This window comes from Paenibacillus sp. FSL R5-0490 (assembly GCF_001956215.1).
Lineage (GTDB): Bacteria > Bacillota > Bacilli > Bacillales > Cytobacillaceae > Cytobacillus.
The window spans coordinates 61,602-79,050 of the sequence record NZ_MRTQ01000024.1 but is presented as its reverse complement, the minus strand read 5'-3'; the positions used below and the strand labels follow the sequence as shown (position 1 = coordinate 79,050).

Annotated in this window: 18 protein-coding genes and 1 riboswitch; of the genes, 4 read left to right on the top strand and 14 right to left on the bottom strand. The window is 42.1% G+C overall.

The features are described from left to right. Positions 1-113: 113 nt before the first annotated feature. Positions 114-1,466 carry a branched-chain amino acid transport system II carrier protein gene (gene brnQ / locus BK139_RS18715; RefSeq protein ID WP_076261810.1) on the bottom strand — a complete coding sequence of 451 codons (1,353 nt, stop codon included), beginning with the start codon at positions 1,464-1,466 and terminating at the stop codon, positions 114-116. Between the two features lie 285 nt (positions 1,467-1,751). Here brnQ and BK139_RS18710 point away from each other — a divergent pair, with 285 nt between their 5' ends. Both BK139_RS18710 and BK139_RS18705 read left to right on the top strand, forming a co-directional pair. Continuing rightward, a complete protein-coding gene (locus BK139_RS18710) occupies positions 1,752-2,414 on the top strand; it encodes a GntR family transcriptional regulator (protein ID WP_076261807.1) in 663 nt (220 codons plus the stop codon). A 159-nt stretch (positions 2,415-2,573) separates the two neighbouring features. Next, on the top strand, positions 2,574-3,071 hold the full coding sequence (locus BK139_RS18705; protein WP_076261805.1) for a DUF3267 domain-containing protein: 498 nt from the start codon (positions 2,574-2,576) through the stop codon (positions 3,069-3,071). Between the two features lie 397 nt (positions 3,072-3,468). Here BK139_RS18705 and BK139_RS18700 read toward each other — a convergent pair whose 3' ends face one another. Next, on the bottom strand, positions 3,469-4,668 hold the full coding sequence (locus BK139_RS18700) for a phosphoglycerate dehydrogenase (protein WP_076261802.1): 1,200 nt from the start codon (positions 4,666-4,668) through the stop codon (positions 3,469-3,471). 67 nt (positions 4,669-4,735) lie between these two features. Beyond that, positions 4,736-4,814: riboswitch (ZMP/ZTP riboswitch) on the bottom strand. Positions 4,815-5,066: 252 nt separating this feature from the next. Between BK139_RS18700 and BK139_RS24615 the strand changes: the two genes are divergently transcribed. Next, positions 5,067-5,210, top strand: coding sequence for a YczF family membrane protein (locus tag BK139_RS24615; protein ID WP_483310649.1), 144 nt, complete (start codon positions 5,067-5,069; stop codon positions 5,208-5,210). On the opposite strand, the gene BK139_RS18695 is transcribed toward BK139_RS24615, so the two are convergent. The 6 genes from BK139_RS18695 to BK139_RS18665 all read right to left on the bottom strand — a co-directional run bounded on the left by BK139_RS18695 (position 5,148) and on the right by BK139_RS18665 (position 9,076). Further along, the gene (locus tag BK139_RS18695) at positions 5,148-5,597 is read right to left on the bottom strand and encodes a spore germination protein (protein ID WP_083675408.1); all 450 of its coding nucleotides are present in this window, start codon (positions 5,595-5,597) and stop codon (positions 5,148-5,150) included. The two genes, BK139_RS24615 and BK139_RS18695, sit on opposite strands and share 63 nt — an antisense overlap. 52 nt (positions 5,598-5,649) lie before the next feature. Next, positions 5,650-6,363, bottom strand: coding sequence for a polymer-forming cytoskeletal protein (locus BK139_RS18690; RefSeq protein ID WP_076261823.1), 714 nt, complete (start codon positions 6,361-6,363; stop codon positions 5,650-5,652). A gap of 17 nt (positions 6,364-6,380) precedes the next feature. Continuing rightward, positions 6,381-7,004, bottom strand: a complete 624-nt coding sequence (locus BK139_RS18685; RefSeq protein WP_076261798.1) for a YhbD family protein — start codon at positions 7,002-7,004, stop codon at positions 6,381-6,383. A 198-nt stretch (positions 7,005-7,202) separates the two neighbouring features. After that, the gene (locus tag BK139_RS18680) at positions 7,203-7,961 is read right to left on the bottom strand and encodes a GNAT family N-acetyltransferase (RefSeq protein ID WP_076261795.1); all 759 of its coding nucleotides are present in this window, start codon (positions 7,959-7,961) and stop codon (positions 7,203-7,205) included. Positions 7,962-7,981: 20 nt separating this feature from the next. Further along, positions 7,982-8,533: an MEDS domain-containing protein gene (locus BK139_RS18675; protein ID WP_076261792.1), complete on the bottom strand. Its 552-nt coding sequence runs from the start codon at positions 8,531-8,533 to the stop codon at positions 7,982-7,984. Positions 8,534-8,737: 204 nt separating this feature from the next. After that, complete coding sequence (locus tag BK139_RS18665; RefSeq protein ID WP_076261786.1) at positions 8,738-9,076, bottom strand: YolD-like family protein; 339 nt, start codon at positions 9,074-9,076, stop codon at positions 8,738-8,740. A gap of 145 nt (positions 9,077-9,221) precedes the next feature. On the opposite strand from BK139_RS18665, the gene BK139_RS18660 reads away from it, so the two are divergent. After that, on the top strand, positions 9,222-11,399 hold the full coding sequence (locus tag BK139_RS18660; protein WP_286149055.1) for an FUSC family protein: 2,178 nt from the start codon (positions 9,222-9,224) through the stop codon (positions 11,397-11,399). A 29-nt stretch (positions 11,400-11,428) separates the two neighbouring features. Here BK139_RS18660 and BK139_RS18655 read toward each other — a convergent pair whose 3' ends face one another. The 6 genes from BK139_RS18655 to BK139_RS18630 form a co-directional block, all read right to left on the bottom strand. Further along, positions 11,429-11,722 carry a hypothetical protein gene (locus BK139_RS18655; RefSeq protein WP_440231490.1) on the bottom strand — a complete coding sequence of 98 codons (294 nt, stop codon included), beginning with the start codon at positions 11,720-11,722 and terminating at the stop codon, positions 11,429-11,431. A 148-nt stretch (positions 11,723-11,870) separates the two neighbouring features. After that, positions 11,871-13,997, bottom strand: coding sequence for a heavy metal translocating P-type ATPase (locus BK139_RS18650; protein ID WP_083675407.1), 2,127 nt, complete (start codon positions 13,995-13,997; stop codon positions 11,871-11,873). Continuing rightward, positions 13,990-14,358, bottom strand: coding sequence for an ArsR/SmtB family transcription factor (locus BK139_RS18645; RefSeq protein ID WP_076261784.1), 369 nt, complete (start codon positions 14,356-14,358; stop codon positions 13,990-13,992). The genes BK139_RS18650 and BK139_RS18645 overlap by 8 nt, the downstream gene beginning before the upstream one ends. A gap of 120 nt (positions 14,359-14,478) precedes the next feature. Then, positions 14,479-14,748, bottom strand: a complete 270-nt coding sequence (locus BK139_RS18640; RefSeq protein WP_076261781.1) for a DUF1450 domain-containing protein — start codon at positions 14,746-14,748, stop codon at positions 14,479-14,481. Between the two features lie 252 nt (positions 14,749-15,000). Next, entirely contained in the window at positions 15,001-15,852 is an 852-nt protein-coding gene (locus tag BK139_RS18635) for a 2OG-Fe(II) oxygenase (protein WP_076261779.1), read from the bottom strand. Positions 15,853-16,063: 211 nt separating this feature from the next. Next, positions 16,064-17,434, bottom strand: coding sequence for a TrkH family potassium uptake protein (locus BK139_RS18630; protein WP_286149053.1), 1,371 nt, complete (start codon positions 17,432-17,434; stop codon positions 16,064-16,066). Between the last annotated feature and the right edge of the window lie 15 nt (positions 17,435-17,449).

The window sequence follows — 17,449 nt, the reverse complement described above, 5'->3', positions numbered from 1 at the left end:
CAGCTAATGGTTCGCATATCCCAACGCCCATAGCGGACTTTCACCGCCAAGTTAATGAACATGCCTGGCACACAAAAAAACCTCCAGTTGAAAACTGGAGGTCGCACACATTATTATGCTGCATTTTTCGCTTCAGTAGAATGTGACTGGCTGCCGCCCTTTATTGCTGCAGCTGCAAGACCGATCAGACCGCCTGCCAAGGACGGGACAATCCAGCCTAAACCAACATCATACAAAGGAAGGATTGCACTAAATAGATCATTGATTGGCGCAAAAGTAATGCCTGCTGCGTTCAAGCCATCAAACAAACTTACCACAAATGTGAAAAGCATGCTTCCCTGATAAACTTCTTTCCTGCCTTTAAAAATCGGATGAAGGAAAGTAAGAGCCATCAGTGCAATCGCCAATGGATAGATTCCCACCAATACAGGTACGGAAATAGCGATCAGCTGGCTTAATCCAAAGTTGGCAAAAACCGCGCTGATTATGGATAAAACAACTACGAACATTTTATAAGATACTTTTGGCATCAGTTTATTGAAGTATGAAGAGCAAGCTGTAATCAGACCGATGCTGGTAGTCAGACAAGCACCAAACACAATTACACTTAGAAGCAGTGCACCCAAAGATCCAAAGTAATGCGCAGACGCACCTGATAGAACAGCACCGCCGTTATCCAATGCTCCAAGACCGCTGACACTTGACGCCCCTATAAAGGAAAGCGATGTATAAATGACTGCCAATAGACCTGAAGCAATGACACCTGCTTTGGCGATGGATACCATGATATCCTTCTTGGTTGCAGCGCCTTTTTCCTTAACAGCATTTACAACAATAATCCCAAATACGAATGCTGCCAATGCATCCATCGTCAGATAGCCTTCCTGGAATCCTTTAAAGAATGCACCGTTCACATAGGCTTCAGTTGGAGCCTGGAATGCTCCCATTGGATTAAAGAAGGCCGCACCGATCAATACTGCAATAACAATTAGGAGTATAGGTGTTAAATATTTTCCTACGATATCAACAATCTTTGAAGAATTCAAAGAGAAAAGTGCTGTAATTCCAAAGAAGATAATTGAAAAAATAATTAAGCCGACTGAACCGTTTCCTTCTGCCAGATAAGGCTTAATGCCGATTTCGTATGACACTGTAGCTGTTCTCGGAATGGCAAAAAGAGGACCGATTGATAAGTATAGGGCTACTGTAAAAGCAAGTCCGAACAATGGATTGACACGGCTTGCCAGCGATTGCAGATCACTTTTTCCCGAGAATCCCAAAGCCAGGATGCCAAGCAGCGGCAAACCCACACCCGTTATAATGAAGCCTGCGTTCGCTGACCATACATTCGTTCCTGCCGATTGGCCCAGCATTGCAGGGAAAATTAAGTTTCCTGCCCCGAAAAACAAGGCAAATAGCATAAAACCAACTGTCACAATAAATGAGAATGGTATTTTGTTCGTCATGTTTATTTCCTCCTATTAACAAGGCTTCAAACCTAACAATCTATCAAATTTAAATTTTCTGAAATTATAGTGCGGTAATAATTTTATTTTTGTACTCTAGTAATATATTGCATAACTCAAGATAACATATTCAAAATACTTATGCAATATATCGCATAAACTTTTTGTCGAATCATGCGATATATTGAATTTTTCAAGATACTTCTATATACTAAATATATATTATATTGGAAATAACTATATCATCACAGGAAAATTGCTAGAAATGAAAAGGTGGTCACAGCTATGCCAATACCCTCTAATTATTCATCACCTACCCGTGTATCCGCTAAAGATCGCGCCTTCTCTCAAATCCAGGAGTGGATTATTGACGGCACACTTCAGCCTAAGGAAAAATTGAATGATGCTGACCTTGCCAAAGCATTAGGAGTCAGCCGTACCCCTATCAGGGAAGCACTTCAGCTCCTGAATGTTCAGGGTTTTGTCGAAATGTTCCCAGGTGTGGGAACTCAAGTCACTTCAGTTAACCCGGAAGATATCAGCAAGATTCTGCCCCCTTTAGGCGTACTTCAGGCCCTTGCTGCAGAATTGGCAGCTCCTGTGATCAGCCAGGAGACAATCAATATTCTCAGGGACATCAATCATAAATTCGCCAAAGCTCTTATGGCGGGAGATACCTTCTCAGCTCTGAAGCAGGATGAGAAGTTTCATAATATCATTATTGATCTTGCCCAGAATCCTTATATTTCGAATACAGCTTCCATGCTGCAGGCTCATGTCATGCGGCTCTACTATAATAAAACCATTATTTTAAAAGAACGTTCTATTGAAGAACATGAAGATATATTAAAAGCTTTTGAACAAAAAGACAGAGAAAAGGCCGGAAATATTGCACGTGTTAATTGGCTTCGGGCAATTGACGAGTACTACTCCGGGGAAAAATTATAAACCAATTGTTAAAGTCAAAAAAACGCACAGTAATTAAGTTACTGTGCGTTTTTTTGTTGGATTAATGGAATTTTATGTTAAAATTAGTGAAAAATACTGGATTAAATGAGGGAGGGAACTCTTATCATCACATGGTTTCGCCACTTACCGCAGATTAGCATGAATTTGGCAGAATGGACTCCTTTTATAAGGAGTAATTGGTATCGAAAGCATTATATGAAGTTTGTATATCTGCTCCAGATTATCATATTTCTGATACCCTTTTTTTTTGAGACAGGTTTCTCCAGGATTAATATCATTTACCTCATTCTAGTAGGTATCTTTGTCTTCCTAGTTCACGAATGTCTGCATATTTTGGTTATCAGCAAAAAAGGCGATATTAGCTTAACATTTAGCGGAATGTATTTTTGGCTAAATACAAATGCTACTCTATCCAAAATGAGATTTTGGGTTTTTATGAGTTTGCCCTTTATTGTATTATCAGTCGTCACTGGCGTTCTGTCATTCTATGTATCAGGGAATATTAAAACAATTCTATTATTTATTTGCTGGTTTAACTCATTCATTTCCGCCTCGGATATCTACAATTCATTTTTAATTGCCATGAAACCGAAGAACTCATTTTTTTGCAGGGGTTATTATCAGGTGAAATCGTAATTAAGGTATTATTACTGCTTCCGCAAAAGCCTGGGATGCAAAAAACAGACCTCTTGGAGAAGGTCTGTTTTTTGATTCTTTCGGCAAGAGATCCAGGGAATCTGGCTGTTTAGGTTTGGACTCTTATACTTTGATTTTCCCTTTCTATGTCCGAGGTTGCTTCAGCTTCTGACTCTAACTCTCTGTTTCCCGCTTTCTGTGTCCGAAGTTGCCACAGCTTCTGACTCTAACTCTCTGTTTCTCGCCTTCTATGTCCGAAGTTTCCCCAGGTTCCGACTCAAACACAACCTTTCCCGCTTCCTGTGTCCGAAGTTCCCCCAGGTTCCGGCTCAAACACAACCTTTTCCGCCTTCTGTGTCCGAAGTTCCTCCAGGTTCTAACAATTCCAGCGGCCTTCTTATATAATCCGGGACGTAATCATGCCTTCAATTTGATTAATCTGTTCAAGCAGTCCAGGGATCACATCGCCATTCACCTTGTTATCGATATCGATCATGGTGTACGCATATTCACCGCGACTGCGGTTTACCATGTCTGCGATATTCAGCTGGTAGCTTGAAATGGAAAGTGTGATTTGGCCGACCATATTTGGGATGTTTTTATGAAAAGCAGTGACACGCCGCTTGCCTGTGTAAGGAAGAGCAGCATTTGGGAAATTCACTGAGTTTTTGACATTGCCTGTTTCAAGGAAGTGCTTCACCTGTCTTGCTGCCATGACTGCACAGTTTTCCTCCGATTCCTTCGTTGATGCGCCAAGGTGTGGAATGGCCACTGCGTTTTTCATTTTCAGGATATTTTCATTTGGGAAGTCTGTAATATACTTGCCCACTTTTCCGCTTTCAAGGGCAGCTGCCATATCTGCTTCATTCACAAGCTCTCCGCGTGAGAAATTCAGGATGTGAACACCCTTTTTCATTATGTCAAACGTATCTTCATTGAACATTTCCCTTGTATCATCGGTTAATGGAACATGCACAGTGATATAGTCAGATTCTGCAAACACCTGCTCGATGCTCATGGCACGCTGAACATTGCGGGACAGGTTCCAGGCCGTGTCGACAGAAATAAATGGATCAAAGCCAACGACATCCATATCAAGCTCAAGTGCATCATTGGCCACAAGTGCCCCGATTGCGCCCAAACCGATGACCCCAAGCGTTTTCCCCTTAATTTCTTTACCGACAAATTGCTTCTTTCCTGCTTCTACAAGCTTAGGGATCTGGTCTCCTTCATCTTTCAGCGTTTTAGTCCAGGCGATTCCGGCAAAAAGATTCCGGGATGAAGCCATTAAGGAGGTAAGCACCATTTCTTTTACGGCATTCGCATTGGCGCCAGGTGTATTAAACACTACTATTCCCTGCTCAGTGCATTTCTCCACCGGGATATTATTCACACCTGCACCTGCACGGGCGATTGCTTTTAATCGATCGCCCAATTCCATCGAATGCATATTAAAGCTGCGAAGAACAATCGCATCCGGATTGCCGCTTTCATTGTCAATTGTAAAATGATCCTTGTTAAACACTTCAAGACCGCTTGGCGCAATGGCATTCAGCGTTTTAATCGTCTTCACTTTGTCTAAAGTCATGGTACTCACTGGATTCTCCCCTTTTCAACTAACTTTGTCAGATTTTAAAACAGAAAGAGGCAAGGGTAGAATCCCTTACCTCTGCCCAGGCGAACGGCTTCGACACCATGTGCTCCCCCGCGGTGATCCGCGTCTCGCCAGTTACACATAGCCTTTTCGGTTTTTTAAATCTTATCAAAGTCTTCTGAAAACTTCAACCCTTTAAAGCGCTTACAATAAATAAAAAATTTATTTATTTTCCGATGAATAATAAAGTATATTTTTCGAAATTTGTACATTATGCTGCAGTACAGGCTTTTATCCCTTATTCATGTCGTCATTTCCCGGCACACTCGGTTCCTATTAAGTTTATAAAAGAAAAAACATGTTAAACCTAATACATATCCTAATACCTGTGGGTGAATCATATGCGTGCTATTTTCATTCTCCTATCACTCTTAGCCGGTACAATCGGCCTCATTGTGTCACTTGATTATATGCAGGGCCATTCAGTATTTGAATCCTGGCAAAGCATAAAAATTGTCCTGTCTTCCGCACAGGGAGAAGATTAGCGGAAAGATCGTTTTCCTGTTGTCCTTTAAGGCTTCTTCCACATAATTTGTGTCCAGTATACTGTCCATATCGATTTTACTGATTCTTTCCTTCACTTCCCTGACAATTTCCTCTTTCGCTATGCCCTCCATATATAAAATGCCTATATCGGTTTTGGTCACCTTCCCTGCTTTTGTCTGTTCAATTCTTAATTGGTTATTTTGTATTCTGGCACGGATCAGCGAAATATTCGTGCCTAAATTCTCCGTAAATCCATCCTTTGGCCCCTTCACCACTGTTTGTGTGGTAGGTTCTGTAATGGACCTTGATTGAATCCTTCCTGTTCCTGCAAGGATCGCCTCTGAATGACCCTCTATCAAAATAACCGTGTCCCCGGTATTATGAATATCTTGCCTTTTAAATAAAAAACCTAACCAATCAGGTTAGGCATTCATTATTCTATATTAACCGGGATTCTTTTACCTCTGAGTCTGGGGAACATTCGTATTCTCCGGAGTATTCCACTAGTCCAATCTCGCAATTTTTGCCGATTTTGACATTTTTGCCTCTGACGACAAGAGCTGAGGTGCCTTCCAGTTCAATGTCATCGCCTTCAATTAATTCAGCCTCGAGCTTGAGGGGAAAGAGCGATTTGATCAATTTAAACAGGCTTTCTCTATGCTGTGCCACTTTTATCTTTCTTCCGCCAATCTCTTTCGCTTTGCTTTCTCCAAATAGTTTAATATCGATTGTTTCTGCGTTCAGTAAACCATCTATCTTAAAAGCCCCTTCAGCACGGAAAACCTCCGCTTCACAGTCTCCTGCAATCTTTGCTTTCCCATTCACAACCATTTCATCGCTTTTCACAGAACCTCCAATGGAGGAACTCCCGGCTACCTCAAGCTTTCGGCTTAGGACAGCTTCTGAAATGGATGCGGATCCGTTGATACTTAAAGATTCAGCTTTAACTGCTCCATGGACCTTGGCTGCACCGCTGATCTTTCCTTTTTCGGTTTTTACATTTCCATGGATCGTGCCCGTACCGTTGCAATAGAATTTCTCGCATTCTACATCACTATTTACCGTGCCCTTTCCATTGATTTCGACTTTATTAAAAGTTCCTCCATTAACCGATCCAACCCCATTAATGATTAAGTTCCCCAGTGTTTTCATTTCCACAGCATTTCCTCCTAGGCCAATTTGGATTTTAATTCCTCAGCACATTGCTCTATCGATATAGCGGCAGCCAATTTTGTCCCTTTTTCGAGAAGGACCTGTTCCTCGTTCATTGAAGCAATGCAGCTGGACATTCCGAGTTTTCGAATGAAGCAGATCACAGCTTTTGGCTGCTGCAGGATCTTTTGATGATCATTCAATAGCTGAAGGAGCATTTTCCCTTCTTCGATATGGATATCCCCCGATTCAAGCAGGCTGGAAAGTATATAAAGCTTTAAAATCTCATAATAATTAAATTCGTGAATCTCCCCCTGTGTGTCCAGAAAGATATTCATAACCGGCTCGGAAACTATTCCTTTAGCCATCAGACTTTCCTTTGGCAGCTTCAGATTCGTTGCATTCAATGAAAACAAATCAGCCAGATCATCCAAAGAAAGGCTATCCTTCATCTTCTGTATCTTTTCAACCCGCTCGAGGATTTTCTCTTTTGGAAAAAAAGTCTCCTGCCCTGTAAAAGTTGATTTCCGGACAAACCAATCCTCAGGTATCAGGTTCTTCCTTTTCCACCGGTAAAGCTGACCATAAGAAATACCAGTTAAATCCAATACCTCTTTTTTTGAAATTAATTCATCGCTCAATTCCAGGACTCCTTTCTGATGATACGATTGTAACATAACACTGTTACGTTAGAAATGTTATTTTATTCTTTTTTTCCTGAGTTTTTTCGACAAATCCGCCGTTTTTCACCACGAAATCAATACAGTTCCTGCTTTTCACTGCAAAACAATGTTTTATTGACACAAAAAAACCTGGCTCACATTGAACCAGGCATTCCTTCATTCGTATACTTTTAGTAAGTTAAACTGCTTTCCAATATACCGGTAATTTTGCCTGCGGTACATCTCTTTTGGAGTATCTTCTCCATCCGCCACAAGAATGATCGTTTTATCCTGATACTGATCCATCACGGATTTCTGCAGGGAGCTGCCGATGCCCTTTTTTTGAAAATCCTCATGGACCATCAGTCCATCAATTTCAGCTGTTCGTTCCTTAATAATGACATCAACAGATCCGGCTGCCTTTCCTTTATAAAAGGCAATAAGCTGCTGAATACTTTCATCTTTGTAATTTCTTAAGTGCTGAGCTTTCTTTTTCTCTGCGAATTTTTCCCCATATACCGAATCCTGCTCATACTGAAATTCCAAATAATCGCTCCATGTTTTATCCGTAACATATTCGACTTTGATTTCTTCCCTTTCCTGGACTTCCGGAAAATCAGCCGGAAGAATCGCAAATAATTCCAAGAACCCAACCGTATAATCTTTATCCTGCTGAAAGAAAGCCACAAGCTCTTCAGAAAGCTCCTCATCATGAGGATAATAAAATCTTACATGCTTTTGGCCCTTTTTCTGATGAAAATCTCTTAAATATTGATGTGCCTCTTCAAACTCCTGAATGGAAGGCATTCTTTTAAAAGCAATAAAATTGCTGTCATACTGAAGGAGCATGTCAGGATTATGGTTATGAATAAATAGGTCATTTTCCAGAACAGTGTGTCCCGTTTTATAAATATCTTGAAATGTGATCTTTTCCATCGGTTTCTCCTAAAGACATTTTATAGGTATTTATACTCTCTATCTGTTATGAGCACATCATGGCAGCGCATTAAATTCTCCTTTAGTTCCGGAGGGGTATTTCTGTTATCATACGCACACAGGGAGATCAGTCCATGGTCAGAAATGGCATTGCTTAGTTTCTTTTCATATTGTTCTACTAGCGGAATGTAGTCCTTCACGTTACCCCATTCTACCAGACCCCATGTAAATATCTTAGAACTGCTGTCTAAATAAGGCTGAATATGTTTAATAAAAAAGTTGAACACTGTATCAGGATTAAAATTACCATTAGAGTAATAAAAATCAAAATTATTCGTAAAATGAACCCTGCTTAATTCCTCTCTTCCCAACAAATTAGTTAATTCTTTTTCAATAAGAAAATAATTCCGGTCATTCTCCACAAACAAAACATGTCCGCCGCATCTGACACCAGCCGTTATGTATGAGACCGCATTTTGAATATAGCAATCCATTTGATCATAGTGGTAAAGAATATGGCCTCTGTTTGACTTTTGCAGATCATCAATTAAATCTATTAATAATTCATTCATTGATAAGTCCCCTTAGAACGAAAAAATGTTTGATGTAATATTCACTCATTCTCACCTTTTGCTTATCGGCCCCTCCTCGCGGCTCTTCTTCATTATAACTAAAAATTGAAAAAAATGGTTGTATTTTCTCCAGGTTTGCGGTCCATGGTCCAAATGAAGACTCGAGGTAAGTTCCTCGAGTCTGCTGCAATTATTAAATATTATTCATTCTTCCACTTCCGCCCCGGCTATTTCATCAAAGTTAATTTTCTCAAGATCCCCGCTCTCCAGTTGCAGATAAATTTTTCTGCTGATGCCATCCAGTCGGTTTACCCTTCCTTTGTATTCGAGGAAAAATCCTTCCCGCCAGACTTTTACTTTCAAAAGATAAGCATATTCCATTGCATAGTGAATTTTGTTTTCATATTCCTCCAATTCATATTCATCAATGAGCGGCTTGTTTTGCGCCATTTGATCTCTTTCCAGCTTTCTTAGCATCGCCCGGTGTTCCGGCATGAAGTGAGCAGGCTGCCATTTTATTTTCCCTCTGTCTTTTAGCGGCATAATAAATCCCTCCATACTTTATTATAGAACATTTGTTCGATTTTAAAACCTAAAAAACAGAAAAAGCTTAAGTTGGTTCATTTGGATAATAAAAGTACGAATGGTAAAATACACTTTAACTCTCTAAAAAAAGATTGGTGAAACAATGAAGCAGATGCAAATCAAACACCGGTGGCTTGGAAGCTTGCTGGCGTCCGATCCCGGACTTATCCGATTTCAAAAAGCCGGACGAGCCACATTAAGTTTAATGGCGTCGGTATTTACAACTTTATTTCTTATGCAATTGGCTGGGGCAGATGCCGCTCTCGCCCTTACTCCGGCAATTGTTTCCGGAATGGCCGGCATGCTTGGCATCATGATTGTGATGGATGACTCTAAAAAAGGGAAAATGCTCACAACCGGCCTCCTTGGATTTTCAGCAATGGCAGGAGTATCAATCGGTTCACTGCTGGCAGAAAGCACAATCTTTACCGATATTTCAATGGTTGCATTAATATTTTTAAGCTTTTATTTGACCCGCTTTGGTGTCCGCTATTTCTCATTATGCATGATCGCATTCATGACACTTTATTTCTCATCTATTCTGCAATTATCAGCCAGCCAGCTTCCTTCCTTTTACTTCGGGATCTGGATTGGGGTCGCGTATGCTTTCCTGTTCAATTTTATTCTTTTTCAGGACACCGCGAAAAACCTGAAAAGAAGCATCCGCTCCTTTCATTTCCAAAGTAATTTTACCTTCAATCTCTTAATTGAGGGAATGCAGGAAGAGCGTATGACTGCTCATCAGCGGGAAGAATTGCGGAGAAACGTGCTGAAACTCCGGGATTATGCTGTAATCGTTTCAGAGTATATCAATGAGGATGATGTGCAGAAATTATGGCCCGGGCTGACCCCATCCCAGCTGAGATTATATATATTTGATACAGGCATGCTGATTGAAACGCTGACTGACTCCATCCGGAACTTAAAAAAAGCGAATGCCCTTGACATAGAAGAGCTGAGAAACCTCCTGGTCTGGGTCACCCGCTCTCTCCGTGACGCTGAAGTTCTTGCCCATCAATATGAAGAACAAAATCTTCGTGAAGCAGAGCTTGCTGTACAGGCACTTCGCCTGCTTATTATGGATTTGTTCAACAGGGAAGACAAACCGGCAGGATGGCTTTACTTGATCAGGCGGATCGAGTCCCTTGCAAACCATGTCATTGAGGGCGGCATAACTATACAGCAGGCGCTTCATAAAGTAAAAGACAATGAAATAGAAGTATCTGAAGAGACGCCCGATGAGGATGAATCACCTAAAGAAGATAAGAGCCTCAAACCTTCCACCAAAAAAGCATTTCAGGCATTGACTGCTGCCATCATATCCATCATTGCTGGACAGATTCTTTCGCCTGACCAGCCTTATTGGGTTCTTTTAACAGCCTTTATCGTTCTGCTCGGAACCGAATCAATCGGGCGCATTTATACGAAAGGTTTTCAGCGGTCAGTTGGAACGATTATCGGGGCAGTGATAGGATTTACGCTTGCCAGAGTGGTCAGCGGCCATTCTGTGCTGGAAATCACGCTCATTTTTGCAGCAGTTTTCTTCTCTTTTTATTTATTTGAAGTCTCTTATACATTAATGAGCATGTTTATTACGATGCTGGTCGCTTTTATGTATGACCTTTTACTTGGCGGAATATCATTCTCCCTTATCAGTGCCAGGGTTATCGATACGATTGCCGGTGCCGGCATTGCATTCGGCGTATCTCTATTTATTTTTCCTAAAAAAACGAAGGATAAAGTGGCCGATACGATAAATGATTATCTTCAGGAACTGAAACCGTATGTCACGGCATATGTGCGAAGCTTCCGGGAAGATGTGAATGTTAAGGAGCTTTCAGGCAAAGGCTTCTTATTGGATCAAAAGCTTAAAACCATAAACGTCGAAGCGCAATCACTGATAAAGAAACCCGGATCTCCGCGCCATGCTGACGTTAACAGATGGATCACCCTTTTTTCAGCCATCAATTACTATGCAAGACATCTGGTGGCTTCCTCCTACCGGAAAGGATTCGACTATCCTGATGAGCTGGTCGATGTTTTCACAAGAATGGAGGAGAAACTTGAATTAAATATTGAAACATTAATGGACCTGATCAAAGAAAGCGGAGACGGCACACTTGTCTATAGTCTGGACCGGGAAAGAGAACAAATTGAACGAATGGCACCACCAAGGCAGCAATCCCAGCGTGACTTGATTCATCATCTTTATTTCGTCTGGAGAATCAACAAAGCGATTGTGGAATTGGCAGAAGAGCTTGGTGCAGGGAAGGAGCAATAATGCTCCTTCCTCTTTTATTTATAAAGAGATTAATAATAGTAATATGGAGGATATGAGTAATAAGGATAACCGTAATATGGGTAAGGATAACCATATCCGAATGGCGGAGCTAAAGCACTTCCCAAAAGCAGACCTCCCAGGAAAGGAAACCCGAAGCCAAAACCGAACGGCCTGCCAAATCCAAATGGTCTTCCAAACCCAAATGGTCTTCCGAATCCAAACGGTCTCCCAAAACCAAACGGCCTGCCAAACCCGAAAGGTCTCCCAAAACCAAATGGCCTCCTAAAGTCATCATCTGGGCTAATCTGCATTAGTTCATTCACTTCATTCTGCATGTCTAGTCCTCCTCAGGATAAATTTCAGTATTAGCGTATGCAGATATTTATTTTAAGAGTAGGCTGTTACCCAGACAGAAATTCAAATACACCGCAAAAAAAAGAGCAATGCCCGAAAGCATCACTCTGAGTTTTTTCATTTCTTTATTCTGAGAAGCCTTAGGCTATTCAAGGTGACCAGCAGAGTTGCTCCCATGTCCGCGAAAATGGCAATCCATAAGGTCAGCCAGCCTGGAACCACCAGCAGTAAGGCAAGGGCCTTGATTCCGAGTGAGAACGTAATGTTCTGTTTTATGATCGCTAACGCTTTTTGGCTGAGTTTAATCGTATAAGGCAATTTGCTCAAGTCATCTGACATTAGCGCTATATCCGCTGTTTCTAGTGCCGTATCGGTTCCGGCACCGCCCATGGCAACCCCGACAGACGCAGCAGCAAGTGCAGGCGCATCATTGACTCCATCTCCGACCATTGCCACACTTTGATGGCGGGCACGAAGCTCTTTAATAACAGCCAGTTTATCCTGTGGCAGCAAATCCGCTTTAATCTCAGAAACGCCGGCCTGCTTTCCGATCTCCAAAGCCGTTCTGTGATTGTCGCCTGTCAGCATAACCGTTTTAATTCCCATATCATTTAGTTTGCTGATGACCGTTTTCGAATGCTCCCGTATTTCATCTGCAACAGCTATTATTAAGAGGATTTCGCTTTCTGTTCCCAGAATCATAACGGTTTTACCCTGGGTCTGCAGATCTGTTATTTGCTTTTGAATCGTGCCTTCCATGCCGCTATGAAGCTCTTCAAACAGATTGGGGCTTCCGGCATAATAGAGGACATCATTCACTGAGGCTTTTACTCCCTTTCCTGTAATAGAGATGAAATCCTCTATGTCCAGGCCGGTAAAATCAGTGCCTATGTCTTCTGCTTTTTTCATGATTGCAGAAGCAAGGGGATGCTGTGACCCTTTCTCAATGGCAGCCGTGATTTGGAGAAGCTGTCTTTCATCACCATTAATAGTGATGATGTCTGTAACGGCAGGAACACCTTTTGTCAATGTGCCTGTTTTATCAAATGCAATCGATTTAAGCGCCCCTGTTTCCTCCAGGTGGATGCCGCCTTTAATCAGGACACCGTTTCTTGCCGCATTTCCGATGGCCGTAACGACCGCTACCGGTGTAGATACGACTAGCGCACACGGACAGCCGACAACCAATGCAGCTAGCCCCTGGTAAATCCATTCGCTCCAATCCCCGCCAAATAGCGGAGGAACCATCGCTATTAAAAATGCTAAAACAATAATGGCAGGCGTATAGTACCTGGCAAACTTATCGACAAATTGCTGGGAAGGCGCTTTTTCAGCCTGTGCTTCTTCCACTAAATGGATGATTTTGGCGATGGTGGTATCTTCAGCATGCTTCGTGACTTTTACTTCAAGTAGTCCCTCTTCATTTAGTGTGCCTGCAAAAACCTCATCACCTGCAGTCTTAACGGCAGGCACGCTTTCTCCGGTAATCGCTGCCTGGTTCAGGGAAGAGGTTCCTTTCACTACCACGCCATCCATGGCCAATTTTTCTCCCGGCTTCACAATCATGATGTCACCAATTTGAATATCATCCACATGAATCCGCATTTCTTCATTGTCCCGTTTGATCAATGCTTCTTTAGGGGCAATGTCCATCAATGATTCAATGGACTGGCGCGCTTTTTCCATTGAGAAACGCTCAAGGGCTTCACTGATGGCGAAAAGGATGACAACCATCGCTCCTTCTCCCCACTCGCCAATGATCACTGCACCTATAATAGCGATCGTCATCAGGGTGCTCATGTCAAAATTCAATCTTGCAAGATTTTTGAAGCCTTTCAGGAATAAAGTATAACCGCCTATGATGATTGCTGCTGCATACCCTGTGATCGGATATAGATGATCCTCTCCATACTGTTCGCTTAAAAACCAGCTCACAATCAGAATAAGCGCTGCCAAATACACTTTATAGTTAGATTTCTGCTTCCAAAATGCCTCGCGCTCCACCTTTTTTTCATTCTCTGCACGCAGCTTCAGATTTTCAAAGGCTCCCGCTTTTTCGACCGCCTTCATTGAAGCTTTCCCTGTAACAGTTATCTTAGAAGCACCAAAATTCACATTCGCATCTAAAACGCCATCCAGGCGTTTCACGTTCTCTTCGAACGTCTTGGCACAGCCTGCTCAGGAAAAGCCCTGAACACGGTAGGTTACCGTCTCTTTCTCCGCAATTCCAGCTTGTTCAGACATTGGCTTTCACCTCATTTCTGTGTTCAAGTGCAATCATCATTAATTGCCTGATATGATCATCATCCAATGAATAAAAAGCCAATTTCCCTTTCTTCCGGAACTTAACTATTCCTTGCTTATGCAATGTCCGCAAATGGTGGGATGCCGTTGCCACTGTTGCGCCAATGATATTGGCAATATCACAGACACACAGCTCTTCATCCCGGGTTAGTGCATAAGAAATCTTTGCCCTGTTCTCATCAGCAAGAGCCTTGAATAATTGGGCAGCACCCGAAAGATCTTCCTTCAGCAGTTCCCCCTGAATGCGGTTCACTTTGTCTTCATCAAAGCAGTAAATATCGCATGTATCTTTAGAGCCCAATTTTATTCTCCCCTCATTATTCAAACATTCATTTGAATATATTATACCTCGTCTGTGACCTTATTCAAACAAGTATTTGAATATTGTATGAAAAAAGGAACCGGATTGCTCCGATTCCTTTTATTTCTTTACTTCTTCTTTCAGTTTTATCAATAATTCATCCGAATTCTCCGCTGCAATCATTTTTCCGTCCACTACAGCATAGGGAGATAGCCTGCATTCTTTGCATTTGCTCTGGCATTCGTATTCTTTATAGGTAATATTCTTACGGCTCAGGAATTGGTTAAATTCAGCCAAACTTTCTTCTTTTAAAAATTCATCCAGATTCCGCTGGCAAAATTCAATTGAAGATGTTTTTTCTTTTGAGAATAGTTTGTTGATGAGTTTCACCTGATCAAACTTCCTTTTGGTTTTACTTTTAGGATCTTTTCCGTACAAATTGTTGTTTTTTGCCTATCTATGTTGTCCGTTGATTTCCGCTCCAGGCTGCTCGCTTTCCGCGGGGCGGGCGGTGAGCCTCCTCGGCGCTCCGCGTCTGTGGGGTCTCACCTGTCCCGCTACTCCCGCTGGAGTCTCGCACCTTCCGCTCCAATCAACACAGTAAATATAATACAAAAAGCAAACCTTGCGAAAACAGCCTACTTAATAACACTTGTAAATATTGTTTTCCCTAATCCATTTGGTTGCCGCCCATTTTTCTCCCTTTTTGACAGGAAGACTGCTATGGACTGATAATCGGTCCAGCTGCCCCTGGTCATTGGCATAATGAAAGTAAATGGCCGATCCCTTTTTGGGAACAATCGAAAGTCCGGCTTTAGAAAAAACGGTTTCACCGCCCTCAGCCACATCATTCAAATAGATGAGGAAAGTGCCAACACGCTGTCCGCCCTTGCCGGCATCCACCATATGGGGAGGCAAGAAATCAAAATGAGGCTTATATTCTTCACCCAATCCATAGTTCAGAATCTGAAGGCCTTCTCCATTTTCTGCCGGATAACCCGTCAGATCGGCAATCCTCATTTCAATCCTTTCGACCAGCTCATTTTCCATGATGCGGAAAGCCATGCTCCTGCTTGTTCTGCCGGAACCTGCCCGTTCTTCTCCAGAACCCGTATCCACCACACGGGATGGCTGCAGTCGGCTCCTTGAAAGACTGATGAGCCCATCACATTCTTCTGAGGTGAGCACAGAATCCAAATGGAGAACAAACGGCTTTTCATTCCTGGAAAGCACTTTGACGTCCCTGTCACTGGCATGCAGGATATTCCCCTTCCTGCCTATTTCAGGGACTTCATAATTATATCGAATCTGCTGCCCTTCTGTCGTCCCTATTGCTTCATTTCCAACAATTTTAAATAAAGTCTCATAAGCAAACCGGTTATCGAACCCCTTTTTGATCAATGCATTTGCTAGCGAAATAGGACTCACTTCATTTTTTAACGCACCCGTAATCCATTCCTTCAGTTCGTCTGATATCTGCATAATCTTCGCCATTCTCTTCCCCCTGTATGACTCACTGAAAATACCCATCGGCCGAAAAATAGAAATATATGTATTTTATTATACTATTATTATAGAAGGAACTGAAATCAATTTAGATAGTTGGAATTTGGTATTCGCACTAGCAGGGGGACCATTTTCTTCCCGCCGCTCGCTTTTTCGGCTCTATAAAAAAACAGGATAGAGTGTCACACTCTACCCCGCACTAGCCAATCATAATTTTCTCTTCTGCAAATTTATATTTGGCCTTTCCTTTTCTTCGGGCAAGTGCAAAAGCGATTGTGATAGGCCCTACTCTTCCTGCAAACATCATAAATGCAATTATTCCTTTTCCTGTTGCACTTAATTCAGGTGTCAGCCCCATCGACATGCCTACAGTGCCAAAGGCGGAGATTACTTCGAATAAAAGGACGTTTAAAGGAGCATTTTCAGTTATGGATAAAATAAATAAGATAAAGAAAATAAATCCTATTGAATAGACGGTTATCGTAAAGGCCCTGACAATTAGATCCTTCGGAATTCGCCTCCCCATCAGGCTTACTTCATCTTCCTCCTTTATCAGCGCCCGGACTGCAAGAAAAATCAAGACAAATGTAGTGACTTTAATGCCTCCTGCAGTACCGCCGGATCCCCCTCCAATGAACATGAGCAGCATTGTTACGAGCTGTGAACCCAGTGTTAATTCACCAGTATTCAAAGAATTAAAGCCAGCGGTTCTCGGTACTACACCATGAAAGTATGCTCCCAGCAGTTTATCTTTTAAAGGCAAATTGGCAAGTGTCCCGGGGTTATCAAATTCCAGCGCAAAGATAAACACTGTCCCCAGAAAATTTAGAACCAGAGTCATCAAAAGGACCAATTTTGTATGCAAAGAGAGTTTCTTAAAGCTCCTGGTTCTTTTCACATCAAGTACAACAAAATAGCCAATTCCCCCGATTATCAGCAGAGTGCTGAGCGTCATAATGACCGTAAAATCTCCGGCATATTCAGTCACGCTCCTGAATTGGCCCATTATATCGAACCCGGCATTATTAAACGCAGAAACCGAATGGAAAATGCCATAATACAACGCGCGGGGAAATCCAAAATCGGACAACCAGCGTATGGCCAGTATCAAAGCACCGATCGTTTCAGCAATTAAAGTAAAGCCGACAACGAATTTAACCAGCCTGACCATCCCTTCAATCGAAAGCTGATTTAAAGATTCCTGGATCATCAGCCTTCCTTTCAACCCAATGTTCTTTCCAAGCATGATAGCAATGAGAACTCCAAATGTCATAAATCCAAGGCCGCCAATCTGTATGAGTACCATCAATACAATTTGGCCAAAAACAGTAAATGTTGTTTGGGTATCCACTACCACGAGACCTGTTACACAAACAGCAGAAGTCGCCTCAAAAAGGGCATCGATAAACGACAAATGATGTCTGTCTTTCGTAGCAAAAGGCAGCATCAGCAGCAGTGTGCCTACACCAATTAAGATTAAGAAACCGACCGAAAGCATTTGTGCCGGATTCATTTTTATCCACTTATAGGATCGTCCCATTCTCCTCATTCTTTTATGCTCCTTATACATCTAAGGCTAACCCCT